This window comes from Pseudoalteromonas sp. PAST1 (assembly GCF_021532515.1).
Classification (GTDB): domain Bacteria; phylum Pseudomonadota; class Gammaproteobacteria; order Enterobacterales; family Alteromonadaceae; genus Pseudoalteromonas; species Pseudoalteromonas simplex.
In genome coordinates, this window is record NZ_JAKGBH010000059.1 from 1 (window position 1) to 25,512 (window position 25,512).

General features: G+C 41.3%; 28 protein-coding genes, 3 pseudogenes and 1 other annotated feature. Of the genes and pseudogenes, 6 read left to right on the forward strand and 25 right to left on the reverse strand.

The window, feature by feature from the left end; translation table 11 throughout:
• Positions 1 to 1,179: 1,179 nt before the first annotated feature.
• Positions 1,180 to 1,572: a YolA family protein gene (locus L1272_RS19900; RefSeq protein WP_199524511.1), complete on the forward strand. Its 393-nt coding sequence runs from the start codon at positions 1,180 to 1,182 to the stop codon at positions 1,570 to 1,572.
• A gap of 43 nt (positions 1,573 to 1,615) precedes the next feature.
• On the opposite strand, the gene L1272_RS19905 is transcribed toward L1272_RS19900, so the two are convergent.
• The 7 genes and pseudogenes from L1272_RS19905 to L1272_RS19935 form a co-directional block, all read right to left on the reverse strand.
• Positions 1,616 to 2,053 (reverse strand): hypothetical protein, encoded by a 438-nt coding sequence (locus L1272_RS19905; protein WP_013463093.1) that lies wholly within the window; start codon positions 2,051 to 2,053, stop codon positions 1,616 to 1,618.
• A 240-nt stretch (positions 2,054 to 2,293) separates the two neighbouring features.
• The gene (locus L1272_RS19910; RefSeq protein WP_024606317.1) at positions 2,294 to 2,674 is read right to left on the reverse strand and encodes a hypothetical protein; all 381 of its coding nucleotides are present in this window, start codon (positions 2,672 to 2,674) and stop codon (positions 2,294 to 2,296) included.
• 172 nt (positions 2,675 to 2,846) lie between these two features.
• Positions 2,847 to 3,332, reverse strand: a pseudogene (locus L1272_RS19915) (IS3 family transposase); the annotation flags it as partial.
• An 83-nt stretch (positions 3,333 to 3,415) separates the two neighbouring features.
• Positions 3,416 to 4,945, reverse strand: coding sequence for a group II intron reverse transcriptase/maturase (ltrA, locus tag L1272_RS19920; RefSeq protein ID WP_063528682.1), 1,530 nt, complete (start codon positions 4,943 to 4,945; stop codon positions 3,416 to 3,418).
• A 638-nt stretch (positions 4,946 to 5,583) separates the two neighbouring features.
• Positions 5,584 to 6,024, reverse strand: a complete 441-nt coding sequence (locus L1272_RS19925) for an IS3 family transposase (protein WP_082423037.1) — start codon at positions 6,022 to 6,024, stop codon at positions 5,584 to 5,586.
• Positions 5,953 to 6,069, reverse strand: a sequence feature (AL1L pseudoknot). Its footprint overlaps the gene before it by 72 nt.
• The gene (locus tag L1272_RS19930; RefSeq protein ID WP_008130909.1) at positions 6,027 to 6,347 is read right to left on the reverse strand and encodes a transposase; all 321 of its coding nucleotides are present in this window, start codon (positions 6,345 to 6,347) and stop codon (positions 6,027 to 6,029) included. (Overlaps the previous feature by 43 nt.)
• 47 nt (positions 6,348 to 6,394) lie before the next feature.
• Entirely contained in the window at positions 6,395 to 6,919 is a 525-nt protein-coding gene (locus L1272_RS19935) for a hypothetical protein (RefSeq protein WP_235374158.1), read from the reverse strand.
• A gap of 168 nt (positions 6,920 to 7,087) precedes the next feature.
• Here L1272_RS19935 and L1272_RS19940 point away from each other — a divergent pair, with 168 nt between their 5' ends.
• Entirely contained in the window at positions 7,088 to 7,660 is a 573-nt protein-coding gene (locus L1272_RS19940; RefSeq protein ID WP_055022518.1) for a hypothetical protein, read from the forward strand.
• 35 nt (positions 7,661 to 7,695) lie between these two features.
• Here the strand turns inward: L1272_RS19940 and tnpA are convergent, their stop codons facing one another.
• Positions 7,696 to 8,091 (reverse strand): IS200/IS605 family transposase, encoded by a 396-nt coding sequence (gene tnpA / locus L1272_RS19945; RefSeq protein ID WP_063528636.1) that lies wholly within the window; start codon positions 8,089 to 8,091, stop codon positions 7,696 to 7,698.
• Positions 8,092 to 8,129: 38 nt separating this feature from the next.
• Here tnpA and L1272_RS19950 point away from each other — a divergent pair, with 38 nt between their 5' ends.
• Positions 8,130 to 9,356, forward strand: coding sequence for an RNA-guided endonuclease InsQ/TnpB family protein (locus tag L1272_RS19950; protein ID WP_235374159.1), 1,227 nt, complete (start codon positions 8,130 to 8,132; stop codon positions 9,354 to 9,356).
• A gap of 157 nt (positions 9,357 to 9,513) precedes the next feature.
• Here L1272_RS19950 and L1272_RS19955 read toward each other — a convergent pair whose 3' ends face one another.
• The 6 genes from L1272_RS19955 to L1272_RS19980 all read right to left on the reverse strand — a co-directional run bounded on the left by L1272_RS19955 (position 9,514) and on the right by L1272_RS19980 (position 16,751).
• Positions 9,514 to 10,113 carry a methyltransferase family protein gene (locus L1272_RS19955; RefSeq protein ID WP_063527677.1) on the reverse strand — a complete coding sequence of 200 codons (600 nt, stop codon included), beginning with the start codon at positions 10,111 to 10,113 and terminating at the stop codon, positions 9,514 to 9,516.
• 125 nt (positions 10,114 to 10,238) lie between these two features.
• Positions 10,239 to 13,349, reverse strand: a complete 3,111-nt coding sequence (locus L1272_RS19960; RefSeq protein WP_055022428.1) for an efflux RND transporter permease subunit — start codon at positions 13,347 to 13,349, stop codon at positions 10,239 to 10,241.
• Positions 13,350 to 13,409: 60 nt separating this feature from the next.
• A complete protein-coding gene (locus L1272_RS19965; protein ID WP_063527678.1) occupies positions 13,410 to 14,345 on the reverse strand; it encodes an efflux RND transporter periplasmic adaptor subunit in 936 nt (311 codons plus the stop codon).
• A 14-nt stretch (positions 14,346 to 14,359) separates the two neighbouring features.
• Positions 14,360 to 15,679: a TolC family protein gene (locus L1272_RS19970; RefSeq protein ID WP_138557221.1), complete on the reverse strand. Its 1,320-nt coding sequence runs from the start codon at positions 15,677 to 15,679 to the stop codon at positions 14,360 to 14,362.
• A gap of 72 nt (positions 15,680 to 15,751) precedes the next feature.
• Positions 15,752 to 16,168 carry a hypothetical protein gene (locus L1272_RS19975; protein WP_015065927.1) on the reverse strand — a complete coding sequence of 139 codons (417 nt, stop codon included), beginning with the start codon at positions 16,166 to 16,168 and terminating at the stop codon, positions 15,752 to 15,754.
• Positions 16,134 to 16,751, reverse strand: a complete 618-nt coding sequence (locus L1272_RS19980; RefSeq protein ID WP_036973831.1) for a cation transporter — start codon at positions 16,749 to 16,751, stop codon at positions 16,134 to 16,136. The genes L1272_RS19975 and L1272_RS19980 overlap by 35 nt, the downstream gene beginning before the upstream one ends.
• A gap of 79 nt (positions 16,752 to 16,830) precedes the next feature.
• Here L1272_RS19980 and cadR point away from each other — a divergent pair, with 79 nt between their 5' ends.
• Positions 16,831 to 17,220 (forward strand): Cd(II)/Pb(II)-responsive transcriptional regulator, encoded by a 390-nt coding sequence (cadR, locus tag L1272_RS19985; protein ID WP_004588587.1) that lies wholly within the window; start codon positions 16,831 to 16,833, stop codon positions 17,218 to 17,220.
• Between the two features lie 128 nt (positions 17,221 to 17,348).
• The gene (locus L1272_RS19990; RefSeq protein WP_063530300.1) at positions 17,349 to 17,915 is read left to right on the forward strand and encodes a hypothetical protein; all 567 of its coding nucleotides are present in this window, start codon (positions 17,349 to 17,351) and stop codon (positions 17,913 to 17,915) included.
• Here the strand turns inward: L1272_RS19990 and L1272_RS19995 are convergent.
• From L1272_RS19995 to radC, 9 genes and pseudogenes are all read right to left on the reverse strand, one after another.
• Positions 17,875 to 18,300: pseudogene (locus L1272_RS19995) on the reverse strand (tyrosine-type recombinase/integrase); the annotation flags it as partial. The gene L1272_RS19990 and the pseudogene L1272_RS19995 sit on opposite strands and share 41 nt — an antisense overlap.
• Before the next feature lie 134 nt (positions 18,301 to 18,434).
• Positions 18,435 to 19,115 carry a hypothetical protein gene (locus L1272_RS20000; protein WP_063529428.1) on the reverse strand — a complete coding sequence of 227 codons (681 nt, stop codon included), beginning with the start codon at positions 19,113 to 19,115 and terminating at the stop codon, positions 18,435 to 18,437.
• Positions 19,108 to 20,148 (reverse strand): GmrSD restriction endonuclease domain-containing protein, encoded by a 1,041-nt coding sequence (locus L1272_RS20005; protein WP_055022416.1) that lies wholly within the window; start codon positions 20,146 to 20,148, stop codon positions 19,108 to 19,110. The genes L1272_RS20000 and L1272_RS20005 overlap by 8 nt, the downstream gene beginning before the upstream one ends.
• A gap of 666 nt (positions 20,149 to 20,814) precedes the next feature.
• The gene (locus tag L1272_RS20010; RefSeq protein WP_161805764.1) at positions 20,815 to 20,964 is read right to left on the reverse strand and encodes a hypothetical protein; all 150 of its coding nucleotides are present in this window, start codon (positions 20,962 to 20,964) and stop codon (positions 20,815 to 20,817) included.
• Positions 20,965 to 21,051: 87 nt separating this feature from the next.
• Complete coding sequence (locus tag L1272_RS20015; RefSeq protein WP_036973827.1) at positions 21,052 to 21,279, reverse strand: hypothetical protein; 228 nt, start codon at positions 21,277 to 21,279, stop codon at positions 21,052 to 21,054.
• A gap of 66 nt (positions 21,280 to 21,345) precedes the next feature.
• Positions 21,346 to 21,588 carry a class I ribonucleotide reductase maintenance protein YfaE gene (gene yfaE, locus L1272_RS20020; RefSeq protein ID WP_036973826.1) on the reverse strand — a complete coding sequence of 81 codons (243 nt, stop codon included), beginning with the start codon at positions 21,586 to 21,588 and terminating at the stop codon, positions 21,346 to 21,348.
• Positions 21,585 to 22,709, reverse strand: coding sequence for a toprim domain-containing protein (locus L1272_RS20025; RefSeq protein WP_063529429.1), 1,125 nt, complete (start codon positions 22,707 to 22,709; stop codon positions 21,585 to 21,587). The genes yfaE and L1272_RS20025 overlap by 4 nt, the downstream gene beginning before the upstream one ends.
• Before the next feature lie 109 nt (positions 22,710 to 22,818).
• Positions 22,819 to 22,977 (reverse strand): hypothetical protein, encoded by a 159-nt coding sequence (locus L1272_RS20030; RefSeq protein WP_155950872.1) that lies wholly within the window; start codon positions 22,975 to 22,977, stop codon positions 22,819 to 22,821.
• An 81-nt stretch (positions 22,978 to 23,058) separates the two neighbouring features.
• Positions 23,059 to 23,553: a RadC family protein gene (gene radC, locus L1272_RS20035; protein WP_055022415.1), complete on the reverse strand. Its 495-nt coding sequence runs from the start codon at positions 23,551 to 23,553 to the stop codon at positions 23,059 to 23,061.
• Between the two features lie 329 nt (positions 23,554 to 23,882).
• Here radC and L1272_RS20040 point away from each other — a divergent pair, with 329 nt between their 5' ends.
• Complete coding sequence (locus L1272_RS20040; RefSeq protein ID WP_063529430.1) at positions 23,883 to 24,854, forward strand: IS481 family transposase; 972 nt, start codon at positions 23,883 to 23,885, stop codon at positions 24,852 to 24,854.
• Here L1272_RS20040 and L1272_RS23305 read toward each other — a convergent pair.
• The gene (locus L1272_RS23305) at positions 24,809 to 25,024 is read right to left on the reverse strand and encodes a GNAT family N-acetyltransferase (RefSeq protein WP_171040401.1); all 216 of its coding nucleotides are present in this window, start codon (positions 25,022 to 25,024) and stop codon (positions 24,809 to 24,811) included. The genes L1272_RS20040 and L1272_RS23305 overlap by 46 nt on opposite strands.
• Positions 25,025 to 25,237: 213 nt before the next feature.
• Positions 25,238 to 25,512 (reverse strand): annotated as a pseudogene (locus L1272_RS20045) (DMT family transporter); the annotation flags it as partial.

Below are 25,512 nucleotides of genomic sequence, written 5' to 3' on the forward strand. Positions count from 1 at the left end.
CCAATTAGGTGAAAGGTTGATTTACCTAAATCAATACCTATGACTTTTGCAACTGACATGATGGTTTCCTCCTGTAATAGCCAACACTATGAGTTTAGCTAATGGGTGGGGCGTACCATCTAATTAACGTGTCAGGGACTTTTCTAAATTAGCAACGCACAGATAGCAATACGTACGGCTGTGTTTATCAGACCTGTTTATTCAATAACTTTATCGAGTCCGTTCAAAAGTACCGTTCACATCACGCGTGTAACTTTCCCGTGTGCAATTCGTTATTAGCGCTTACATGGCAAGGCCTCTAGGTTAATACGACAGTGTAACCTAGAGTGCCGCCGCACCTGTTTTTAATGTGAAATGGTAGATACACCGGCAATTATTTTAATAAATACTCACCTTTTGCTTATTCGTAAAAGTGCTATGCGTTAAATTATGATTAAGCGGAACTAAGGCGACAGGTTAATTTTTTCAGCGCCGCAGATAGTTAAAAAATTTTGTTAGTATCAAAGAAACATAAAAAATGAAGGTAACCAGGCACGAGGCCTGGTTGAAAATCAACGATAGTAAAATGGCATGGATGCCACGTTCTAACCGCCAATCTTTTACGGCAATTTAAGATTACACTGCGGTTGGGGCACTATCAATATTAATGAGCACGCGAATGAAAATAGATATTCATTATAAAGTGAAAGTAGAAGGAAGGTTTTCTATTAATTTAATTTCCCTAATTTCTGTAGCCCAATTGGTTATAAGTTTAATAGGTTAATTGTTAGGTAGGGGGTATTGCAGGTCAAAGTGTGATACCCCATTATTTTAGCCGCTAAAATTAAAGTTTCACCGGTGAAACTCAGTTGTTGGATGAAGGTCTTGTGTTTGATTTTCTGCTATCAGTTAACAAATATAAAAATTAATTATTTATCATTATGTTTTCATTTTTTGACAATGCTAAAGGCGTGAACTATAAATACCTTTCAATTGATATTAAAAGGGAAATTCAAGGACTATGAAAATAAATTTAATTCGGGCCTGCTATCTGTAGTCATAGCAACTGGTGTAAGTAATATGAGTTATGCTGAGGAAGTTCCGCGCAGTCAACAAGTAATTACCTCCCTTCCTGTACTCACTAGTCAGAATGCTCCAGCTCCTGCCGAAATCAAAAACATCCGCATGGAGTCTGAATTAATGGCTCGAGCATCAGCTCCGCCGCTATCTTCAATGTGGGTATATGCTGTTGGTTCAACTGATTGTGGGTGGGAGTCCACTGTTGGTATGACAACAACTGCATGTGATCATGGGGGAGAGCAGCTGCGTACTGCTGTTTTAGAAATTGGTTATGGTTATAATCATATTGCTTGGATGAACGGTGGGTTACTTCCGAGTTCCACAATGTACTCAAGTACGCCTGTTTGTGTGACTGGTAGTAACTACACATGGCCTTGTACCGCTGGGCAAACTGTCGTGGGTTTCCTCAATGAATACAATGTCGATGGTCATCAAAACGGATTATTCAAATACCAAAATACTTCGACTAATTCGCCATGGAATACTATGTCAGTCCAGATCAGTATTCTTTGATTTATTAATGATGTAGGCCAGACATTCTGGCCTTTTTATATTTCTAAATACGAATGTTAACACCAGTACTTTTGTCTTGCATGATAGACATAGCTGATTCTAACATCTTCAAAGTAGTCTCGTCATTGCGTGACAGTGCGCCTTGGATGCCATCACGCGTTTTTTGAATGAAGTTATATCGTGTTTCATCACTGTGTGCACCTGCCAGTTCGCCTCCATTTACGGGTATTTTCATAGTCATAGCCATGAAAGGCCTGCCGTCATCGAGAGACATTTCTCCATTGCGGATTTGAGTGTTGGCCCAGTCCCGCATTTCTTGCCGGGTCATACTAGTGAAATCCGCCTGTTTTGTGCTGCTGTCAGTCTTATCATTGTCTGTTTGTGCTGCTGTTAATGCAGCCGAAAATGACGTTGAGGCCTCTGTTGAAGGCTTGGTACGCTGGTTCCCATTAAAATAATGTACGTTTGCATCAACTCGCATAGGTTCTTTTCCTTAGTATGATCGTATGAGTGATATTAACTGCAAAACCTGCGCCATAATTATACACTTATAGTCTTTTGAAAACGCCTTTAAAAAGTTTATTTAAATTAAGTTGTTGAAGGTAATTCATCGTAAAGTGAAAAGCTTAATACAGAGGTGTTGGACGGCAAAGGCTTTCCGGTAACTGGAATATTTACTAATAGGCTTGGCTCATAGGCCTTAAATTATTCAGGATAAAGCCTAATAAAAGAAGGTTTTGAAATAAGCAATATTAAAGTGAAATATTGGGATCGAGATTGATACAAAGATGAGGGATATAGAAATCAATATCCATTTCAATTTTTTGATTTCTTTTAAGTGATTTGCATTTTTAAGCGATTCATTTAGCCGCTGAATATTTAGTTCAACTTCGTGTACAGTCTCCTGAGAGACGAGCGCTAAATCTTTAATACTATCAACAGAGCTTTTTAAGTTTTTCTCTGTTGCTAGTATATGAGTATCAACGCTCTTAATTTCCAGTGATTTCTTCACATATTCAGATAAAGAAATACCTTCCTTTTGCGCCTCACTACTTAAAGACTCTTTTAATTTATCGTCAATTCGGATGCTTAGAATAGCCATTCTAAAATACCTCTGATGTATACGGGTGTAAACAAAGCGTATACGCCTATTTTTAAAGGCGCAACAGGTTATTTTAGATGAAAACTGTGTATGACAAAATGAGATAATAGGCACGCTGTCGAATGTATACAAATGAATCGCCCCGAGTTCATCGGAGACCAGTTTGTTTAAGTCAGGCCACTTTACCTGACTCGTTTAAATTATCATAGTAGTCTGTTTCATATTGAGCTGGTGAAATATACCCAATTGAAGATAATAAGCGTTGATTATTAAACCAATTGACCCACTCTAACGTTGCGTATTCAACAGCATCAACATTCTTCCACGGGCCATTTCTGCGAATAATCTCTGTTTTAAATAATCCATTTATTGTTTCAGCCAATGCATTGTCATAAGAGTCACCCACACTGCCTACAGACGCTTGAATTCCAGCTTCAGCAAGTCGCTCAGTGTATCGTATAGACAAATATTGGCTGCCTCTGTCGCTGTGGTGAATTAACCCTTCGGGGTTGCCACGATGCCAAATAGCTTGCTCTAACGCATCAAGAATAAGCTCTGTGTGCATTGTCGTTGATACACGCCAACCTACAATGTATCGTGAAAAAACATCTATCACGAAAGCGACATAAACAAACCCACTCCATGTGGCAAGTAGAGTAAGAGGCGGGGCGTAGTCGTGCTATCTCCCAACCTCTCCTCTCCGAACCGGACGTGCACCTTTCAGCGCATCCGGCTCTCCACTTAATTGTGGCTAACAGCCATTGCAACATCTTGATATCTTGAGGTGACAGTATTTCTGACCTCGTCCTCGTTCCGGCAATACGGGTTCGATTCTGGTAATCGCCATCTAAAAGGTCGTTTAGGGCTACTCACTAATCGAAATAGTGATTGACCGCATAAGTTGCCTTTGTTGCTCCTACCGAAATAGACCCATGTTTTCGCTTTGCCGGGTTCTGGTCGTCTGATCAACTTCATCATTAGCTTCTTGATGCTGGTTTTAAACTTAGCTGCGAACCAGTAAGCCAGTTTCCAGAATACCGCTCTGTCTATCTTACTATAAACCTTAGCCGTGAAATCGGTATGACGGTAAAACTGTGACCAGCCTTTAAGTTTCTGGTTAAGTTTTTCTATCTTATCGATTGGACTACAGCTATAGTCACCAGATAGTTCTTTGTTGAGCGAACAAGTAAACGCTCTCGCTTTATCTTTCGGGATAGTGCTGACCACACGCATGTTGCCTTTTGGGCCTCGTTTGCGGATCACTCTATGTCCCAAGAAGACAAAGCCGTCATTGACATGAGTAACTTGGGTCTTCTCCATGTTCAACGTAAGCTTGAGTTTGCTTTCCAGAAAGTCTCGGCATTGCTCTCGGATCACCTGCGCCTGTTGTTTGGTGCCTTTGACGATAACAACAAAGTCATCGGCATAACGACAGTATGCGACGCCAGGCTTCCATTGTCGCTCCTCCTCAAGGGCAGGCTTGCGACCGATCTTGATACTGTGGTTCCAGTACCAGCGATCTTTACGTGCCTTTTTGCTAAGGTAGCATTGGTTCAGGTACTGATCGAACTCATTAAGCATGATGTTTGACAGCAGTGGTGAGATCACGCCACCTTGCGGTACGCCTTGGTTAGTGGCACAGAACAGGTTCTTTTCAACATGACCGGCCTTGATAAAGAGCCAGAGCAGCTGATTGAACCGTTTACAGGCAATCCGTTTACGGACGCACTTCATCAATAATCGATGATGAACTGTATCAAAATAGCTCGACATATCGCCTTCAATCACCCAGCGTCCTTTCTCCTGACTGGAATCAGTCAACTGAAGTTTTACTGTCCGGAACGCGTGATGCACACTGCGTTCAGGTCTGAAGCCATAGGATAACGAGTGAAAGTCATTTTCCCAGATTGGCTCCATAGCCATTAGCATGGCGCGTTGCACTATGCGATCTTTCAGGGTAGGAATACCTAAAGGGCGTTGTTTGCCGTTTGTTTTGGGAATATAAATTCGCCTTGCCGGAAGTGGTTGATAAGAGCCATCTCTCAGTGCTTGGCTGAGTATGGCGAGCTCTTCATCTAACCCTTCTTTTAGATGGAATTTAGTGTTCCCGTCTACGCCCGGTGTTTTCGCTCCTCTGGCTGCAAGGGTGATTTCGGCTGCGTGTTTCAGCCATCGAGGATGACTAATTAAGCGCAGTAGTCGATTGACTCGTCGCGATTTATCCGCTTGAGTCCATGTTGCCAATTTACGTTGCATTTCACTGATTATCAAAGGTCTTCACCTCGTTAAGGTCAGCTAATTTGCCGACGTAAATCAATTAAGCTGCGCCCCTTCGCCATGTAATGGGCTTTCCCCATCCCGGACTACTACGAGCGCTCCGCCAGCCTATTTGTCATCGGGGTCATGCTCCCTTAGCATGCAAATAGACCTTCCCCGGTTTACCGGCCTGAACTCAAACATATTGGGGGGGATGCCGATCGCAGTCTTTAACCTTATCGTGCTGTAAGGTGATGACGCTTAAACGCAGACTTGTGATTTGGCGTTTATCCACTGGCAAGCACTTACATTTTGCTGACCAGTTCGGTTATTGCGCAGCTACTTATTGCACAATATCAGCGTCATACCGCCTGTTAACTCGTGTAGACGGTGGCGACGTTTCAGCCCACAGATGCGGATTAATCGGTTCATGTTCTTCATCCGTCCAATACTTAGTCTAGAGAAGCATCTTGGCTTAACGAATTCGCCTCACTTCCCGTTGTCAGCGAGTTACATTACCTTACCAGCATACGGTAAGTCACTGCCGCTCAGACTCATACTTCTGCACAACCAGAAGTAGCCATAACTTATTGGCTCCTGCCAATATTGTCATGGATTACAGACAGGTTCGTGGTTCAATTTAAACATCCTTGTTAGCCCTGAACTCCGGGCACACCATAGGTGATGTCAGCTACCCAAAGTTGATTTGGCTGCTCAGCAGTAAATTGACGATTAACTAAATCAAGTGGCTTATCTTGTTGCTCGTCAGGTATCGTTGTCTTATGTGCTTTACCCCGACGAACACCTTGAATTCCCATAACTCGCATCAATCGTTCGACTGTACAGCGGGCGACTTGATGGTCGTCAAGCTGTAGCTGCTTCCATATTTTTCTTGCACCATAAACTGACATATTATCCTCCCACACTTCGCGAATGAGTATTATCAGCTCAGCATCACGCTTTTTGCGGTTAGACAGTCGCTCAGGCTCTCTTTGTATCTGTTTATGAGAATAATACGTTGATGGTGCAATCGGCAATTCCTTGCAAATTGACTCGACACCGTAATGCTCTCTGCAAGCATCAATAAAATCCACTATTACTTCTGTTTGCGGTCGAGCTCCGCTTGGGCGAAAAAAGCGGCAGCTTGCCTCAGGATATCATTCGTTCGCTTGAGCTCTTTATTCTCGCGCTCTAAGACGGCAAGGCGTTCTTCAGTTGATTGCGTATTAGAAGAGGGTTTAGACGGTTGAGCTTGAGATTTCTTGACCCATGCTCTAAGTGTTTCTGGGGTACATCCCAGTTTATCTGAAATCGATACTAGCGCAGCCCAAAGAGAAGGGTATTCATGCTGTTGTGTGGTAACAAGCCTAATTGCACGTTCACGAAATTCTGATGTATAGCGATTTGATTTTTTCATAGTTCCAGTTTCTCAAGTTATTGAGTCTCTGGCAAACACGGGGCGATTCAAATTTGAGGTTCTTTGATTTTATAGTCTGATATTGTCACTAGGTTAGATAATTTGCTTTGGATATCAGCAAAGAATTTATGTTCAAACACCTTTTCTTTGAGTCTTTTTTTCAATGATGATTGTTTTGTTTCGATGCCATTAAACAGAAATACTTCGTCATAAATCCTAATAGTATTCTCGTTAGCAATTAACTCTGGGCCTTCAGTTAACTCAAAAGTAGCCGTTGCATTGAGGGTGCTTAGCTCTTGCTTTAAGTTTAGCTCTTTAAGTTTTGCCCTTACATTTGGCAATAATTTATTGCCGCTTATAACATTCGTGTTGAGGTTTACTTTTGCTTGTTCCACAGCTTTTTTTTGAAGTAGATGCTCGATTACTTGTGCGTCGTACTCAGTGGTGTTACTTAGCGTTAAATTGACACTAACTTTTTCTGCACCATAAGCACTCCCGAGTGCATGGAATACAATCGATAGAAAAACCCCATTTGCTAGCGCTTTCAATGAATTCATTAAAACAATCTCCAATAGCTAAAACTATATTAATCATTTCATGAATTTCATTTCGCGCAGATGTTAAAAACAAAACTAAATATCAATTTTTTACAATAGGTTATGAAAAAATCTCATTGTATTTTTTATATTCTTACAAACCTGCATTCAATAATTTATACTTTTAACTTTGAAGGAGGATTTATGAAATTTGTATTTTTACTAGTCATTTTAGTATTGAGCCATAGTGCTCATGCAGCTGATACTGTGAGAGTTATCAAGTTTAAAACTATCGGCCTCACAGTAAATGAATACAACATTGTAGATTTGATACATAAAGAAGCAGCTGAAAAGCTCGGCGCTTATTTCATTATTAGCAATTCACAAGCAGGTGTATCAAGCTATAGCGAGAAGGCCCGCATTTTACGTCCGATATCGGTAAGTATTGTTGACTATAAAATCGAAGATAGTGAAATAATAGCGACCATACGCTATGAACATGCAGCTTTAGAGGTTGTAACGGAGAACTATAAGTTATACATGAGGAACAAGAAAGATATCGGAGAATTGGAAAACGATAAGATAATTGAATTTTGCCAAAAATTCTCATCAAACTCTTTAGAAATCGAGAACATTCTCTCTAACTCAGAACTTAACGATTCAACAGCCCCTTCAAAGGATGATGAGCTCCTAACACTATCAAAAGAGTCTGACTCTATAAGTCAGTTATTAATAAATGAATGTAATTTATCTAAACTCACCGAGAAAACCCCGTGATCAGAACAAAGTGATGTCGCGGGGATGAATAGGTGTCACCCCTGCTCTTGGATATATTTTCGTATAGTCTCTGCGCTTGCATTCCCTACAGAACACACAAAGTACCCATCAGACCAAAATGTTTTCTCTTTCCAAAATTGGTTTTTCAGATAAGGAAATGATTTCCAGATTTTAGCGGTTGTGGCTTGCTTAATCCTCCTTGCGTGCTGGCCTACTGAATATCGAGTGCCGATTGTAATCAGCATATGAATGTGATCTTTGTCTATCTCAACCTCTTCGATCCTAAAGTCAGATGATAGAGAAACATCGAAAACCGTTTTCTTAACAAACTCACCCAGCCTTCCGTTTAGCAGAGGTTTTCTGTACTTAACCACCAAAATTAAATGAAGCGAAATTAGATATTTGCAGTGAGATTTAGTTTCATATTCCATCTTGACAACTTGGCCTTATACAGTAGTCTATACAGTATATGAAAAAGACGCTCAGATACAACTACAGGCTAAACCCTACGCCAGAACAAGAAGTTAAGCTCATTGAGTTTGGTGCGATAGCGCGTGGCATTTGGAATCTGTTGTTGTCTGAAAATATGCGTCGTTATGAATACGATAAAACATTCCTGTTTTACAAAGATATGGCTTCTCTCCTCAAGGAAATTAAGCCATTCGAGGAATTTAGCTGGATTAAAGCGTTTGATTCTGCTGCTGCTCAGCAGGTTGCTCGCGACTTGGAAACAGCGATGAAGAATGCATTTTCTAAAGGTCGTTTGCAGCATTTTCCAAAGCACAAAGTTTCCTACAAAAGGAAGCGGCTTCACAATGATAGCTTCCGAGCGGTCAATAATTCCAACTGTATTCGAATTGAAAATGACGCTATAAGCATCCCAAAAGTCGGTAAAGTGCCAATCGTTCTGCATCGTGAGCTAGTGAGCAAAATTAAGACCGTCACTGTTCAATATCGTCACGGAAAATGGGAATGCAGCATCACACAGGAAGTAGAGTGTAAAACGGCTAAACAGGTTTTGGAAAAGATCACTGGTTTTGATATCAACTCAAAGCAAACGGTGGTTGGTTCGAACGGATTTGTGGCCGATAATCCGAAGTTTTTAAAACAGTCAAAAGAGAAGCTAAATCAATTGCAACGCCAGCTTGCGCGTCGAACCAAAGGCTCAAATCGTTGGCACAAAACTAAACAACGCATCAATAAACTACACGGTAAAATCTCAAGGCAAAGGCTCGACTTTGCGCACAAAATTTCACGACAGATAATCAATGAAACTGATATAGCGTGTTTTGAAGATTTAAACGTAAAAGCGATTCAAAAGTTCAATGGCAGCATGGTTGCCGATAACGTAATGGGGCTGATAACTCAGCTTTCAAAATACAAAGCTGAGTTAGAGGGTAAGTTGTATCACGAAATTGGTCGATTTGAGAAGTCCACTGGGATCTGCTCAGAGTGCGGCCAAAACCATGTTTTAACATTGAACGATAGGTATTTCACTTGTGTAGCTTGCGGAACGTATCAAAACCGTGATCTATCGTCGGCTAAGAGCATAGAAAAGACAGGTGAATTAGATTTAATTGCGGCTGGAATCGTCGCAAGGGTAGCACCCGTATCTCAGGAGAAACAATCCGTTAAAACGAAAGTCTTCGAATTATCGAAGTTGGATTTTGGATCTGAGAAAAAAGAAGCAGCCTAGCCGTTAAGCTAGACTGTAGAAGCCCAGTGATCAGAGCGAAGCGATGTCGCTGGGTAGTTCACTTAAGAATAACGACAGTTCATAAAAATGGACGTTAAAAGATACCGTTCGTTAGTTTATGCATATAAAGCAGCCTGCGCCATTACTTATTTAAGCGTCAAAACTTAAAGCGTGAAAGCTTAGGTATGTATCGGTTAGTGTCAGACTTATATTTTAGAAAATCATCGCCATGCACTTTCTTCAAATAAGGCTCTTCAATTTGTCGAACAATCACTTCAATGCAAATCCAACATACAAAAGCACATGCCCAAAGCAGCAAATGTGGGAACGTTATACACACCCCTGCCCAAAATAGAAAAATACCAAAGTAAATGGGGTTGCGAGACTTTGCGTAAATCCAGTGGGTAATAAGTGCAGTCGTTTCTTGCTGGTCAACGCCAATACGCCATGAATCTCCCATTTGAATTTGAGACAACAAAGTTACAGCAATTCCGCAGGCGCCAATCAAGGAGCCGAGAAGCTGAAATGGAATTGAAGGAACAAATAGTAGGGGCGCACGTCCTAAGTAACCAAAAAGAACTAGACCAAATGCAAAGCAAAACGTAACCACGAATATAGCCCCTGGTACAATTTCTATTAATGGTGCGTTTATAGATGCTGCTCTTATACCAAAATCACCATTTCTCTTATATTGAACAAAGCTTCTACCGAGGACGGCTAGCGCCAAAAAACTACTAATTAAAATAAGCGAAACCATATCTATCCTTATCGTACATGACGTTAAGAATATGATTGTAAAGTCTATACTTAATAAAGAGTCAATAGGTACCTAAAAATCGTTCAGGTAAAACTTGGGCATTTACGAATAAATGCCCAAGAACACTACTGATCCCCTTTACTATGCACGAGTCGATAGAGTACAGGCAGCACTACCAGTGTTAGCAAGGTTGACGATATTATCCCGCCGATGACCACCGTGGCCAAAGGCCGTTGCACCTCTGCACCTATGCCCGTATTGAGCGCCATGGGCACAAATCCAAGGCTTGCCACTAGTGCTGTCATTAATACCGGACGCAAGCGAATAAGTGCCCCTTCAACAATGCTATTCACTAATTCTCCGGTTTCTAGCAAACGTTGCTTGATGAAGGACAGCATTACCAATCCGTTTAATACGGCAATCCCAGACAACGCGATAAATCCTACCGACGCGGATATGGATAAAGGCATATCCCTTAACCAAAGGGACATTACACCGCCTGTTAATGCCAAAGGGATACCTGTGAAGATAATCAACGCATCGCGTATAGAACCAAACGCAATTACCAGCATTGTCAAAATCACAAACAACGTAACCGGTACCACAATCGTCAATCGTTGACTCGCACTTTCGAGCTGCTCAAAGGTTCCACCATAGTCGAGCCAATAACCAGCAGGTAAATCTACTTCATCATTAATTCTCGCCTGAGCTTCTTCAACAAAAGTGCCAATATCTCTGTCACGCACATTTGCTGTGACAACAATACTACGTTTGCCATTCTCCCGGCTTATTTGGCTAGGTACTTCTTTAAATGCAAGTGTGGCTAATTCGCTTATTGGTACATGCTCACCAGAGGGCGTGACTATGGGAACGCTCTCAAGCTGAGTGAGTTCATTTCGAATGTCGTCGGCATATCGCACGACAATTTCAAAGCGTCTGTCGCCCTCAAAAATCATTCCAGCGGTTTCTCCACCTGTCGCAGCATTGAGCCATAACTGCAAGTCGGCTATATCCAAACCAAAGCGTGCCAATTGATCAGGCTTTGGTGTGACGGTGAAGATTGGAATGCCTTCTACCTGCTCAAGCCTCGCGTCATCAGCCCCTTCAATCGTTGAAATAACGGACAAAATGTCAGAAGCAGATGCAAAGAGGGTATCTAAGTCATCCCCAAATAGTTTTATGCCCAAATCTGCCCTTACCCCACTGATCAATTCATTAAACCGCATTTGAATAGGTTGGGTAAATTCATAATTATTGCCGGGCAAGGTAAACAAGTCCTCTTCAAACGTTTCGACTAGCTCGGCTTTAGTCATTGATGGATCGGGCCATTGTTCCCTAGGCTTCAAAATAACAAACGTATCAGTAATGTTGGGCGGCATAGGATCGGTAGCGACCTCACCCGTACCCGTGCGACCGAATACCGTCTGAACTTGCTCATACTGCATAAGTTTCGCTTCAAGAGTTTTTTGCATTTCAACTGCTTGTTCTACCCCAGTCCCAGGGATGCGTATCGCTTGTACTAAGATATCACCTTCATTGAGCTGGGGAATAAACTCGGAGCCTAATTTACTGCCCATCCATAAACTGCCGACAACCAAAGCACTCGCTGCTACTACCACTAGCCATCTAAAACGCAGCGCTCCGGTTAAAACAGGACGATAGACTGCCTTTGCACCTTTAATAATTGGGCTTTCTTTTTCGCTAATTTTACCTCTCATGAAAATTGCTATCGCCGCAGGCACTACGGTAAAACAAAATACCATTGCGGCAAGCAAAGCCATTATCACGGTCGCTGCCATGGGGTGGAACATTTTACCTTCGACGCCAGTGAGCGTGAACAAGGGGATATAAACAATGGTAATGATCAATACACCAAACAAACTGGGGCGTATGACTTCATTAGTGGCTTCATATACAACATTCAGCCTTTCTTTGAGCGGTAGAGTAGCGCCGTTTTGTTTCTGGGATTCGGATAATCGTCTGATACAGTTTTCAACAATGATAACTGCGCCATCGACAATCAAGCCAAAATCCAGTGCGCCTAAACTCATCAAGTTAGCAGACACATCTGTTTTGACCATGCCCGATATCGTGGCAAGCATTGCCAAGGGTATTACAGCGGCGGTAATAAGTGCAGCTCGCACATTCCCAAGCAAAACGAATAGCACAACGATGACAAGTAAAGCGCCCTCGACGAGGTTTTTCTGCACTGTGTCGATGGTTTTGTCAACGAGGCTTGTCCTATCGTAAACCGCTTCAAGGATTACGCCCTCGGGTAAGCTTGTTTTAATGGTTTCGAGCTTACTGTCCACAGCTTTGGCGACCGTACGAGAGTTTTCTCCCACTAACATCATTGTCGTGCCAATCACTGTTTCTTGGCCATTTAACGTGCCGGCTCCAGAGCGCAGCTCTTTACCGAGGTTGATTTGGGCGATGTCTTGAATTTTTACCGGTACGCCATCAATGATCTTAACAACCACTTGGCCGATATCGTCGATGCCCTTAAGTTGGGCTTCCGATCTGATCAGTACTTGTTGCCCATTTTGTTCTACAAAACCAGCGCCTTGATTCGCATTGTTGCGTTCTAGCGCACTGAGAAGGTCACCTGTACTTATCCCAAAGTTTATCATTGCGACTGGATTAGGATTCACATGATATTGCTTTTCAAATCCGCCTATCGCATAAACCTCGGTCACCCCCTCAACAAGCGACAATTGGGGCTTAATTACCCAATCATGGATCTCCCTTAATGCCATAGCATCATAGGGTTGACCGTTGTCCTGTCGCGCCTGAGGCTCAGCACTTAACGAGTACATGTAAATTTCACCCAAGCCTGTGGAGATAGGGCCCATTTCAGGGGTTAACCCTGTTGGCAATTGCGCCGCGATGGCGGTGAGACGCTCGTTGACGAGATTTCGTGCGAAATATAAATCAGTGCCCTCTTTAAACACGACTGTGACTTGCGACAAACCATAGCGTGATATCGAGCGGGTATACGATAAATTAGGCAAACCGGCCAGCGAGGTTTCAACTATAAACGTTATGCGTTGTTCAGTCTCCAAAGGCGAGTAACCTGGGGTTGCGGTATTTATCTGCACTTGCACGTTGGTGATATCAGGCACAGCATCAATCGGCAATTGTTTGTAACTATACATACCAAAAAAGGCGACAAACAAGGCGAACAACATCATGACACCACGTCGCTCAATGGATAGACGGAGTATTGGTGCTATCATGTTCTCACCTCACCGTTTTTATGGACTTGGCTTTGCTTTTGACAATAAATGCGCAGGTAATTAGTCATCATCGCCCGCCTCCATTTTTAATAAATCAGCTTTTAGTAGATAGCTATTTTCTACAACGACTTGCTGGCCTATTTGAACGCCCTTCACAATCTCTACTAAACGGTTGTCCGTGTTCCCAATCTTTACTTGGCGGGGGTAAAATCGCTCCCCTTCTTTGACAAAAACAATGGTTTGCCCATCTAACTCTTGTATTGAACTTTTGGGGAGAGCCAGATTGACTTCTTGGAACCCAATCTGAATATAACCCTCTACCATAGCGCCTAAAGGCCAATAACCACTGCCATTATCAACGTTCACAAACGCGATAGAATAAGGTTTGTCATCAGGTGAGGACGTAATGTGGCTTATACTTGATTGTTGCTGCAATTCCTCAAGCCTTAAAGTGACTTCCATATCAGCGGCAATACGAGTACGTTGTTTGGGGAAAATAGCCAATTGAGCAATTGCGCGAGAGTAATTAGCAACAGAAAGCAGTACTTGACCGTTGGTGAGCTCACCATCATTGGCGTGTCTAGCTATGATTTTTCCAGACATCGGTGAGGTGATTGAGTATTGATTTAAACTCTCGTTTGACTCAATGATTGCCAGTGTGTCACCTTTTTCTACTTTATCTCCAATATTCACCATGATACGTTTTACAACACCGTCGAAGCGGGCACGAATATGACTCAGTGACGCAGGATCATGAACTATCCGCCCAAAGGTTCTGGTTGTGAGCGATAATGTTCCTGATGCGGCCGATGCAGTCACGATATCGTGTTCAAGCATCCGTTCTTGAGATAACACTACGTACTCGGGTCTTTCTTCGGCTTCCTCATCGTCATCATCAGCCAGGGCGACAGAAGCAAACAGTAAAGTAACTAGCATGACTAACATGCCAAGCAAGTCACGTGCGCTAGTAACTAATGTAAATTGTGATTTATTCATTATTTTTTCTCTATTCATTGTGATGATTGAGCAGACGTCGAGGGAGAGTCAGAAAACACGGGAATTCCCGTAAGTGCCTCTAGATCTGCGCTTCGAAGGTGAACTAAGCCTGCGGCTTTTATCATAGTTCGTTGCATATCTATGAGTTGCTGTTGCGTTGTCACCCACTCTATGTAGTTGTAGCGACCACTTTCATAGCCATCCCGCGCCAATTTCAATGCAGATTCCAATGTTGGGACGACATTGTCTTGAAGGGTCGTAACAGTGAGCAAGGCTTGGTCTTTTGCGCTAATGACTTGATTTAATTGGCGAGTGAGTTCACGAATTTTCGCTTGTTTTTGATAGTCTATACTGTCAAGCAATGCGCGCTGTTGTTCGTATTCACCTAGATTCCGCTGCTTGGTATTTAACGGCACCGAAATACTGGCGACTAACGCTGTGTCATCAATTCCCTGCATTCTTCGGATACCGGCTTCCCACGCAATGTCGAACTGCTGACTGGCCTGAACCACTCTCAATCTGGCCTCTTGTACCCGATAGTTATCAGCATAAAGCAGAACGTGTGGATTGCTTTGAAGCTGTGAAAGCATATGTTCAAGTGATAGTGAATTTGGAAACGATAACAGTGTCCCTTCAACTTCCGCAAACACAGCGTTAGTGTCACCCCACATGATGGCCAGGTCGCGTTTATACTCATTGAGTTTTTGTTCACTTATCAATAACGACAAACGCGCCTGCGACAACGCTGACTCTGCACGTTTTTTCTCAAGTGGTGAAGAAGCCCCCGCTTCAACCCGTGTAGAGACTGTCTGAAGCATTGTGCGAGCCAGCATTTCAGCTCGTTGCTCAGTCTTGTGCAACGCTTGTTGGACAATGACATTGATATATCGTCGAGTTGTTTCACCCAAGATGTCCAGCGTACGAATGCGCCGTTGTGTAAGCAGTTGTGCTTTTTTTGAACTCACCACATTCATTCGGCCGCTGACTTTATCTCCAAGCTCGATGACCGACGATAAGGTCAGTGTCAATTCGGCATCTTTAATACCAGACACTTCGCCTGTTCCCAACACATTATCAACTTCAACCCCAACAGACATTTCAGGTCGTAAGCTGGCCATTTTTGATTCACCATCCAAAGCCGAAGATTTAAATTCGAACACAACTAAATCTGGGTTGTTTGATAATGTGCGTTTGAGCGCATTTTCAAGCGTGATTGAAGACTTTTGCGCATTGGCAGATTGAACAGATATGCTCATGGTTACCAGTGCAGCAGATATCAATTTCAGATACGCTGAGCTAGCTTTTTTTATGCCCAGTGGGCGTGAAGAACTCATAAAAGAACCTTTTGTTCATAAGATAACGACATACATGGAAAGCACCCATGCAAACATATAGGAGGGAATGGATTAATGTTGAGGTGGGCGCAAAAGGCCTTCGACTAGGCCGTCAGTGACGTTGCGGGAATAACTGTATTGATTGGTATATAACGGTTTAGATACGTCATTTATTGGGTGCTGTGCCAGAAACTTAATCTGTCCACATTGACACAGCACACAATGGAAACACTTAGACTCTTCACTCGACGTATTATCACCAGCATTTACATTTTTTTCGGGAACATCATAAGTGCCTATCGACTTTGATTGTTCAGGGACTGACGATACCTCCGCAGGGTAGTCATCGCATTGAGCGGCGAACGAAAAGCCCGATTGACACATGAGCAAAGTAATAAGTAGCCATGCCAACCTACGCAGTTTTGATGTGCAATTAAAAATTGGCATTTTCTTATCAACTTTGCGCATTAAGCGCTCGCTGTCTTTCATTTCCAGCATCTTCGAGGATCATTTTTGCCCCGCGCAACACAACGCACGAAACTATCACACCGATAACCAGATCAGGCCATCGAGAATCGAGCCAAAACACCAAAACGCCAGCAAAGATAACACCTAAGTTGGCAATCACATCGTTGGCTGAAAATATCCAGCTTGCCCGCATATGCACTTCTTCATTTCTTTGTTTGCGTATGATCACAAGACAAATGACATTAGCAACCAGTGCAACTGCCCCCATAGCCATCATTAGTCCCGATACAGGTTCGCTACCGTAAATTGACCGTCTTACAATATCAATGATAATCAACACACCCAGTGCCATCTGAAAAAAGCCGCTAATTCTAGCCGCATTGGCTTTGTGCAATAGCGATTTACCAATAGCATAAAGGGCAACACCATAGACAACTGCGTCGGCGAGCATATCAAGTGAATCGGCTATTAATGCGGTTGAATGAGCAAGCAACCCGATCCCCATTTCTATAACAAACATTGTCGCGTTTATTCCCAAAAGCCAATACAAAACCTGTCGTTGAGACTGGTCTTTTATTTCAACTTCGCACCCACATCCGCTCATTAGAAACACACTCTTTACTGATGAATAGTATGAGTATAAAGTCTATACTTGGTATAGAGTCAACGGTTAGGAGAAAAAAATGAAAATTGGTGATGTCGCAAAGACGACAGGTTGTAGTATTCAGACCATTCGTTTTTATGAAAAGAAAGGGCTATTGCCTGAGCTCAAGCGCTCAAGTGGAAATTATCGTGTCTACGACAAGGGGACTATTGAACAACTCCTATTTATTAAACAGTGTCGTTCATTGGATATGTCTATCATGGAAGTAAAAACGCTCATGGACAGTCGTTCGAAGCCAGATCAGAGCTGTTCAAATATCAATACGTTAATAGCTAAGCATTTATCAGACGTCATTATTCGCATTGAAGAGCTAAACGCATTAAAGTCATCACTCGAAAATATGGCGTCAAAGTGTGATCAAAACAAAACCATTAGGGACTGTGGCATTTTAAATTATTTACACACTTAAAAGTGTAAGAAGCACACAGTTTCACTGTGCGCACTCGCCTCAACGTGTATCTATCGGCTAACATTCGTCATTTGTGTAGATTTATAAGGCAAAAATCAATAGCCTGAACTTTTGATACTGAGTCAGCCATGCATATTCATTTGTGGCCCTACAAAGCGATTTACATCGGAATCAGTCCTGATAATGATGTTCATGCACATCATGCTGTCCAAATTTGCATTGGTTTAGACAAAGACATCTCGGTTCAAGATTACAAGGCACAAAGTATTCACACCGGACAATGTATTGTGATTTTCGAAGATGTCCCTCACAAGGTTTTGGCACAGGACAATCAGATTGTAGTCATCTATTTAGAGCCTGAAGATAGGCAAAACCAACAATTTCTCAAAGCCTTACGTCAAGCTAGGAGTGATGGAATTAATACTCTGCCGCTTACTAGCAAAGAATTGGGATCCATTTCTCAGCATCTATTTACTGACGTCGATATCGACAAAGTGTGGAAAACAGTAAATAAAGCGGTAGGGCTAGTCTATAGTCCTGCGCTTTCATCGCGCCCTGAGGATAAACGGGTACGAGCGGTCATCGACATTATTGCTTCGCAGAGAGGTTGTGCAATCGATATGGCGTTTTTATCATCGAAGGTTTTCTTGTCCCCAAGTCGCAATCAAGTCCTAATTGCTCAGCCCAGCTCCTGATGATAGACCTGTAATATGAATAGCTTATTGGTTGATTAGAGCGACGTATACTCCGAAACAAATAATCACTGGGTTGCAATTTAACTTCTTGAACCCAATGGATAATACTTTGTTGTGTTCTCGGAGTTATCTCAAATTGAACTTCGATCCCTGTTTTCTTCTGCGTTAATTGAACCCTTTCAAATACTTGATCGAGAGTAGCGACGTCTCGAACTTTTAAAGAGAGTAAGTCACATGATCTTAGCTTGCTATCTATAGCCAAATTCAGTAAAGCTAATTGCATCAAGTTGTTTTGAATTTCAATTCGAGTGCGAATACGCCAAATCTCTTCAAGCTTGAAAGGACGTTTCACACCAGTAGCATTGTGGTTTAGTTCTGGTTTCATAGTGACCTCCTATTTAAAAGTCACTATGAGGATAGTGGATGTATTACTGATTAGGATTTGGAAAGAAATGAATTTCGAAAAATCGAGCATTAGCAATCCATGAATAACTACTGGTATGGCAAAGCAGTTGCTTTTTATGCCACAGTATCCGCAACAAAATATCGTTTTTCAGCACAATAAGAGGCAAACGAAGAAGTAATGTGAAGACATAAAAGCTTTATACTGCGTGCTCTATTATCTAACTGCGTAACGTTAAACCTTCGCCCTATAGTAGTTGCGGTCTCTCTACCATGAGCTATCGCGTTACGGTGATCCTTGACTTCGGTTAAGACAAAGTGCTGCACACCTTCTGGCAGTGGTGAGCGTTCTAAATCAAAAAAATTCCACACGTTCTCTAGCTGTTTAATAGAAATATTCATTGAGCCACCTGATGGAAAAACAGAACTGTCAACATTAGTCACTTCAGTATCACTTGTTACTGCGAGAACAAGTTTATGACGATTTTCCCACACTTTGGAGGCTCCGCACTCTCGAAGAGCTTTAAAATGAGAATCAAACAGCGAGCACAATACCGCACTTTTAAAATGATTGGCAGGAGCTTCTTCTTGCCCAATAACTTCTAATGCTCGTGTGACTGATTGTGTAATTGCGAACTCAAGTGCTGCATACATTGCAACAAACACCAAGCCTTTCTGAGCACGATAGAAGTCTGAATTTTTAGTTTCTTCAGTCAGTGCCTCATCTGACAAATACTCTAGTATTGAATCTAGTTGCCTCAAGCGATTCATAACACCAGCATCAATATCATTAAACATTATCTACAAACCTAACTCGACAATACTCGACTCTTTCGCGTAAGCGAGGCCCTGAATTTGTGGCTCCAGTTGTCAAGCGGCGTAACTCTTCATCATCAATCCAGTTGGCTACATTTGATCCGCTAATATCAACTCCTTCTTCAATAGCATCGGCAGCTCCAATAGCAATGGCTTCAAAAAGCACTTGTGGTGTACTTCCTTTATTGCCGCGTTTAATTCCATTAGGTAAGACAGCTCTTAGTGATTCAAATGTTTTTTCAAACAGCTCTCTATACTTCTTATAGTTAAAATGTACCGATGCATCGGCCATAAAGTCATTTAGAAATATCTCTACACTGTGTTTAAAATCATCACGTTTTGTTTTGTAAGCCAAAAACTTCAAAACAAGCTCTTCTCTGGTACCGTCTTTCGCTTTAGTTGATGACACATTAACAACTTTGTTGAAGTCATCATTTTTTGCAAGTTCAATGATAAAATCATTAAATTGCCCTCTAAATACACAAGCTCGAATTTCTTGAGGAGTTAATTTGATTCCACCAGTATTCAATCTCTCAAAGAGGTCGAATCGTACTTTTAGATCACTTTTATCGCTTAGTGTTGTTACCTTAAGCGGACGTAAACTGAACTTCAAACGAAGTGAATGAGGCAGATCATTAAACGTTGCTCCATTGAACTTAGACAGGATATCTAGCCCCTTAAGTTTAAGAGGCTTATCCAGCCCAAAACTTTCTATTTGCTCTGGGGTCCCACAAAAATGAATCAATGAGTTAAGCCTTTGTACGCCATCTATTAACTCCCAAGATCCATCTCTATTTGCAGCCATGAACAAGTTAGGAATAGGTATTCCCAATAAAACAGATTCTACAAGTTTAGACTGGTTATCTTCGGGCCAACGAAATTGCCTTTGGTACTCAGGAGCAATGTTGATAATTGATTCATTCGCCATAGAAATCAACTCTTTAACAGATATATCAAATGAATCAAAATCTACTTTCCTAGTCTCTTGATCGAGTTGATTCATATAATCTTTCATGTGTTCTCCAGTGAGCTATCTAAGTTTATTCCAGTGTAACAACAACTCATATTTTAGTCGATATTAGTCAATAGGTTAGTGAATGGTGACTAGAAACACTATCTAACTATTCATGGAGGACTGAGGGCTAAGCTCACGTCGATATTCTTGTAAACTCTCACATTACAAGACACCACAACGATTAGAAAAAGCATTCGTAAAGTGCAAAGAAAAAGTGTACTAGCACACAATGGGGCAAAAACGTTTTAGAAATGGCAGCGTACCGATGCAATCGCTGCCATTTTAGGATGATAGTTTAATACTTGGTATGAATCTTTATTCTACTCACACACTTGGAATTGATTGAAATTTTTCTATTTTCAGCAATATAGAAGAGCTTCGCGTCTACCCCTTACTGGTTATTGTTCTAGGCGCAGTAGCTCCTCTCTTCAAATTTTGACAAAAAAAAAGACCGATTAACGGTCTTTTCTTATTTTATTTTTTGCTTATTCGGTGGTGCATCCATAAATAACTACCGAAAAAAACTACATTACCAAAAATGAAAAAGGTCAAACCAATAGCTTGGATTTCATTCATCTTGATCGTCCTCCTCGGAACCATTTAGGAAAGTTATATAGAAACCTATCACAACAGATGCCAACATACAAACAAAAGCAATGACTAGCTTTATAAGTCCTTGAATTTGAATTTCGTAGCATGTTTTGTTGTCGAAACCACACGGCCAAACATATCCGCAAAACCACTAACAGAGAGCTCTGGAATATAGCCAACAATTGTTGCTAATAAGATTAGTTCAACCATGATCTTATTTAGCATTTTGTTTTTCATAAGCAATTCATTTGAATCTCCTCAAAGTAAATTTGAGGGTTCACACCCTTGAGGGAGTAATCCCCCAAGGGTTGTTTATGCTTCAAATAGCAATTCTGCCGTTTCACAGGCATTTGCGATTGTCACATTGTGTATCACAAGCAAATCTACAGTCTTTCTATATTTTTCAATTAATAAAAAGTGAGTAGTTTTTGCTATGAAGTGTCTGATAACCATATCTGGATAGTATCCATTGCGGTATGCTGCGAAATGACGTAGCTGAGAACCACCAGCTTTTGCCATTTCAATATGATGTTTACTCATTGCTCCTCCAAAGAAAGGGGGAGCTTCCCAAGCGGGGGGCTCCCCGCATGGGTTGGTTGTAAAAATCTAAAAGGTTACTTCAACCTCAATGTCACCTTTTGGCTTACAAACGCAAGGTAATATCTCACCTTCATTTGTAAAGCCAATTGGTTCATCGATATATTCGACATTGCCCTTTAGTAATTTGATGCGACACGCCCCACAAAAACCTGATTTACAGTTAGATGTAGGGGCAACACTATTCAGCTCTAAAGTCTGTAATAGTGTTCCATTTGTGTCATTGTAAACTTGACCAGAAACGCTAATCATTTGACACCTCCAGTATTAACAGAGATGTCAACAGGTAAGCGAAATGAAAAAGCACTAGGGCCTGCTAAGTTGTAGGTGTCCAGCCAGTCCATACTTTTGCTGCCATTAGGTATATCTAAAGGTGGCATATAAATATCAACAAACTTTCCTTCTCTACGTAGTCTTGCAGCTAATGCTTCTGCTTTTTCTTGACCTGCTCCAGAAGCATCCTTATCAGCAAAAATTAATACTGAAGTCACATTATCTGGAATTTTAACCATTTCTAGCAAAGTGTCCGAATAACATGACCACATAGGACAGCCTGTAGCCTCGCGTACAGCTAATGCAGTTTCAATCCCCTCACATACGCCAATGAAGGTGTTATCTCCTTCAGTTACAGGTGAGTCAATTTTGATAGAACATCCACCAATATAGCTTGGCGGAGGCATTAACATTTTCGCATTAGGTACATCAGCTTTTAAGCCTTGATTGTTCAGGAAAATTCGATGAATCGTGATTCGATTACCATCTGAATCAGTCATTGAGCCTAATAAACCGTGAAGTTTCTTAGGCTTAGACTGACCATCTCCCCACCAAAGCTCATCAGCATACCCAAGTGTATACGGTAGAGTTTTCGCATCAGTTTTAAGTCCACGGCTGTTCAAGTAAGCTTGTATCCGACCAGATTGATCATGAGCTGCAGGAATAGCGTGTTGAAAAAGCTTCTCAAGTTTTGCGACTCGTTTTGCTTTTTCATCATCGTTAATACCTTTTGGCTGTGAAGCTTTCACATTTTGAACGTATTCGCGCGAGATGCTTGATAAGTCACCACCACAGATATCGATTATTTTGTTTAAAGCGTCGCTTTTTGAGCAACTCTCCATAAACGCAATTACATCTATTCCACCGGGTAAAGCACCTACATCGTTATGGTATGCACCACCGGTATCAACCCAATCTCGGAAAAGGCGAAACTTAGTTCTTCCGTTTCCAGTTTTTGGGCATGGTACTTGTGGTGAACCACCGTGGTTACTTGATTTTGAAACTGCTTCATTAAGTCCTGGGTAGGCTGAGTAGACAGAAGACCACCCGCCATTTGACTTAACTAAAGCAAGTACTTTATCTATTTTTGATTCAATCATTACAACTCTCCTATTCCTCAAGACGACCCTAAAGCGTCCTGAATACAAGGCGCTTTAGGTGGTCGCCTCGAATAAAAAGAAGAGTTAGCCCTAAGGCTAACTCATACGTTTAGCCTTGAGCTTGAGCTCGTTGTTGACCTTCAAATAAAGGTCCCCACTTAGCACGTAATGAAAGAATCGTTCTACCGCCAATGTATACCTCTCTCACTTCAGTGTTAGGTATTGACGATGGGATTGGCATAATTGCCTTTTTAATTACATTATTCATGCGTATCTCCTCCAAAGAGTACAAAAAAGGGGATACGCCCCTTATGGGAAGTATCCCCACAAGGAATGGTTTTAATTTGAGTTAGATAAGACCGCGCTCAGCAAAAGAGACAGTATTTTCGCCAATAATGATGTGATCTAACACTTGTACATCAATATGATTGAGTGCATGTTGGATCTTAGTGGTTATTAGCTTGTCTGCTTGCGATGGTTCGGCAATACCTGATGGGTGGTTGTGCGCTAAAATGACAGAAGATGCATTCTTTTTTAGTACACTTTTTACAATCTCCCGAGGATAAACACTTGCAGCATTTATCGTTCCGGTAAACAGTATTTCTTTGTCTATAAGTCTATTTTGGTTATCAAGATAAAGCATGTAAAAGACCTCATGCTCCAATCCCTTTAAATGGACCTCTAGATAATCTGTGACTTGGGTAGGGCTCTTAAAAATAGCACCTCGTCTCAGCCTATTGTTTAGAAGCTTCTTGGCTGTTTCAATAATTTCATCAGAGCTAAGCTCTGACGTGATTATATATTTACCAGTTTCTTCATTTAGTTTTAAGTTAGAAATAGTCATTGTCTCCTCCAAAGAAACATTAAGCGGAGACAATTACCCAGAGGATAATAATCCCCTATGGGTTGATTTAAGTTTGTTGAACACAAGCAAGCTGAACTCGCTTATGCTAAATCTAGGGTTAAACCCAAAGTAACAACGAGACGTCGGTACTTGTTCTACACAAATACAAGGATCTGAGTAGCTTTTATGCTTTATCAAAATTAATTACCTTACGGTAAATTTGATAGCAAGGTGCCATCATTAAATTAATGATAAATGCAAAAAAATCAATTTGGCTTATATGTAGTAGTGTGTGTGATTCATAGACATCCTTTCTATACTTGGATGTTATGAACGATGAAATTCAACAAAGACTTAAGTGGATAAAGCTTTATCAAGAAACAAACAACGCAGGTTTAGTTTGTCTGCGTTGTGGAATATCTAGGCCAACATTACGAAAGTGGTGGTCTAGGTATCAAGAGCAAGGTCTTGATGGCCTTAAAAGTTTGAGTAAAAGACCCCACAGTTCACCAAATCAAAAAATGTCTCCAGAATTGGAAGCTAAGATTTTAGTCTTAAGAAAATCTAGAAACTTAGGCGCTCGAAGAATCCAAAGTGAGTTGCTTAGAAATGAGCAAATTAAGTTAGGGCTAGCTACTATTCATAAAGTGCTTAAAAAGCACCAAGTTGACCCTATAGTTATTTATCGTAGAAAGCCTGACTTCAAAAGATACTCTAAGCCTATTCCTGTCGAAAGAGTTCAAATGGACACCTGTAAAATAGCCCCTAATTTATACCAGTACACAGCTATTGATGACTGTACACGCTATCGAGTGTTAAGGCTTTATAAGCGACGTAGTGCCACTAATACCATTGACTTTGTAGAGTCTGTAATTGAAGAAATGCTATTCCCTATACAGCGATTTCAGACAGACCGAGGTACAGAATTTTTTGCTGAAAAAGTGCAAAAGTTATTAATGAGATACAAGATAAAATTCCGACCAAATAAGCCAGCTTCACCGCACCTTAATGGCAAAGTTGAACGCTCTCAAAAAACAGATAAAGCTGAGTTTTATGCAACTGTTGATTTGGAATCTGAAGATATTCACGAGCAACTTTCTGAGTGGCAGCACTATTACAATTGGGAGAGACCACATAGTGCTCACAATGGAAAAACGCCGATAGAAAGGTATTTTGAAGTTAGTGAACAAACGCCATTTTCAGATGAAATTGAGGGGTTTTATCAAGCGCATAATGAACGTGTTCAATTATCCAATTACAGAAGGGATTTAGAGATCGCAAAATTGAAACGATCTCTATGAATCACACAGATTTCTATAATTGTCTTTGCCCCAAATTTTTCGAAGAAAGGAGCTGAAAGATGACTGGCGGCGATATCTATAACTTTCATGTCACTGTCCTTTGCCATTTTCTTAGCGTAAGACATCATTGCCGTTCCGATGCCATTAGCCTGCACCCGTGGAGAAGTCACAATCTAAGTGATATGAGCACGGTTTATTTTAGGATCGATATCCAGCCCAAAGACAGTCTTCTAAATAAGAGTTACTATAGTCACAAAATATCAAATTATTTTCAGTCATAATATTCCAAAAATTAACTAGTTATTATTTATCCCACATGGGAGTGCAGTTAAACGCTCGTTCCCAAACGCGGTCACGTTGGAAAGTTAGATTAACTTTACCATTTATATTATTTTACTTGTTTGCTTTATCTTTGCTTCTATCTTGGCTAACCAAATCAGCGGAATAATAATTAAAGAAGATCCTATAGCCAAGCTCAGGTCCGGTATTTCATCGAACCACAGCACCCCTACAACTACAGCACCTAATAAACCAGTGTATTCGGCACTGGAAATTTTACTGGCTTCGATTGCTCTATATACCAATACACATATACCAGCATAAATTAGGATAAAAGTGTTGGAGCCTGTTGCCGTTAACATTGGAGTCCAGTCCCAAG

Excerpts from the sequence above, each read along its gene's own strand:
- L1272_RS19900 (WP_199524511.1), top strand. The coding sequence starts at position 1,180 with ATGGCTCGAGCATCAGCTCCGCCGCTATCTTCAATGTGGGTATATGCT.
- L1272_RS19905 (WP_013463093.1), bottom strand. The coding sequence starts at position 2,053 with ATGCGAGTTGATGCAAACGTACATTATTTTAATGGGAACCAGCGTACC.
- L1272_RS19910 (WP_024606317.1), bottom strand. The coding sequence starts at position 2,674 with ATGGCTATTCTAAGCATCCGAATTGACGATAAATTAAAAGAGTCTTTA.
- L1272_RS19930 (WP_008130909.1), bottom strand. The coding sequence starts at position 6,347 with ATGAAAAAATCAAATCGCTATACATCAGAATTTCGTGAACGTGCAATT.
- L1272_RS19940 (WP_055022518.1), top strand. The coding sequence starts at position 7,088 with ATGAAATTTGTATTTTTACTAGTCATTTTAGTATTGAGCCATAGTGCT.
- tnpA (WP_063528636.1), bottom strand. The coding sequence starts at position 8,091 with ATGGAATATGAAACTAAATCTCACTGCAAATATCTAATTTCGCTTCAT.
- L1272_RS19950 (WP_235374159.1), top strand. The coding sequence starts at position 8,130 with ATGAAAAAGACGCTCAGATACAACTACAGGCTAAACCCTACGCCAGAA.
- L1272_RS19955 (WP_063527677.1), bottom strand. The coding sequence starts at position 10,113 with ATGGTTTCGCTTATTTTAATTAGTAGTTTTTTGGCGCTAGCCGTCCTC.
- L1272_RS19960 (WP_055022428.1), bottom strand. The coding sequence starts at position 13,349 with ATGATAGCACCAATACTCCGTCTATCCATTGAGCGACGTGGTGTCATG.
- L1272_RS19965 (WP_063527678.1), bottom strand. The coding sequence starts at position 14,345 with ATGAATAAATCACAATTTACATTAGTTACTAGCGCACGTGACTTGCTT.
- L1272_RS19970 (WP_138557221.1), bottom strand. The coding sequence starts at position 15,679 with ATGAGTTCTTCACGCCCACTGGGCATAAAAAAAGCTAGCTCAGCGTAT.
- L1272_RS19975 (WP_015065927.1), bottom strand. The coding sequence starts at position 16,168 with ATGAAAGACAGCGAGCGCTTAATGCGCAAAGTTGATAAGAAAATGCCA.
- L1272_RS19980 (WP_036973831.1), bottom strand. The coding sequence starts at position 16,751 with ATGAGCGGATGTGGGTGCGAAGTTGAAATAAAAGACCAGTCTCAACGA.
- cadR (WP_004588587.1), top strand. The coding sequence starts at position 16,831 with ATGAAAATTGGTGATGTCGCAAAGACGACAGGTTGTAGTATTCAGACC.
- L1272_RS19990 (WP_063530300.1), top strand. The coding sequence starts at position 17,349 with ATGCATATTCATTTGTGGCCCTACAAAGCGATTTACATCGGAATCAGT.
- L1272_RS20000 (WP_063529428.1), bottom strand. The coding sequence starts at position 19,115 with ATGTTTAATGATATTGATGCTGGTGTTATGAATCGCTTGAGGCAACTA.
- L1272_RS20005 (WP_055022416.1), bottom strand. The coding sequence starts at position 20,148 with ATGAAAGATTATATGAATCAACTCGATCAAGAGACTAGGAAAGTAGAT.
- L1272_RS20010 (WP_161805764.1), bottom strand. The coding sequence starts at position 20,964 with ATGCTAAATAAGATCATGGTTGAACTAATCTTATTAGCAACAATTGTT.
- L1272_RS20015 (WP_036973827.1), bottom strand. The coding sequence starts at position 21,279 with ATGAGTAAACATCATATTGAAATGGCAAAAGCTGGTGGTTCTCAGCTA.
- yfaE (WP_036973826.1), bottom strand. The coding sequence starts at position 21,588 with ATGATTAGCGTTTCTGGTCAAGTTTACAATGACACAAATGGAACACTA.
- L1272_RS20025 (WP_063529429.1), bottom strand. The coding sequence starts at position 22,709 with ATGATTGAATCAAAAATAGATAAAGTACTTGCTTTAGTTAAGTCAAAT.
- L1272_RS20030 (WP_155950872.1), bottom strand. The coding sequence starts at position 22,977 with ATGAATAATGTAATTAAAAAGGCAATTATGCCAATCCCATCGTCAATA.
- radC (WP_055022415.1), bottom strand. The coding sequence starts at position 23,553 with ATGACTATTTCTAACTTAAAACTAAATGAAGAAACTGGTAAATATATA.
- L1272_RS20040 (WP_063529430.1), top strand. The coding sequence starts at position 23,883 with ATGAACGATGAAATTCAACAAAGACTTAAGTGGATAAAGCTTTATCAA.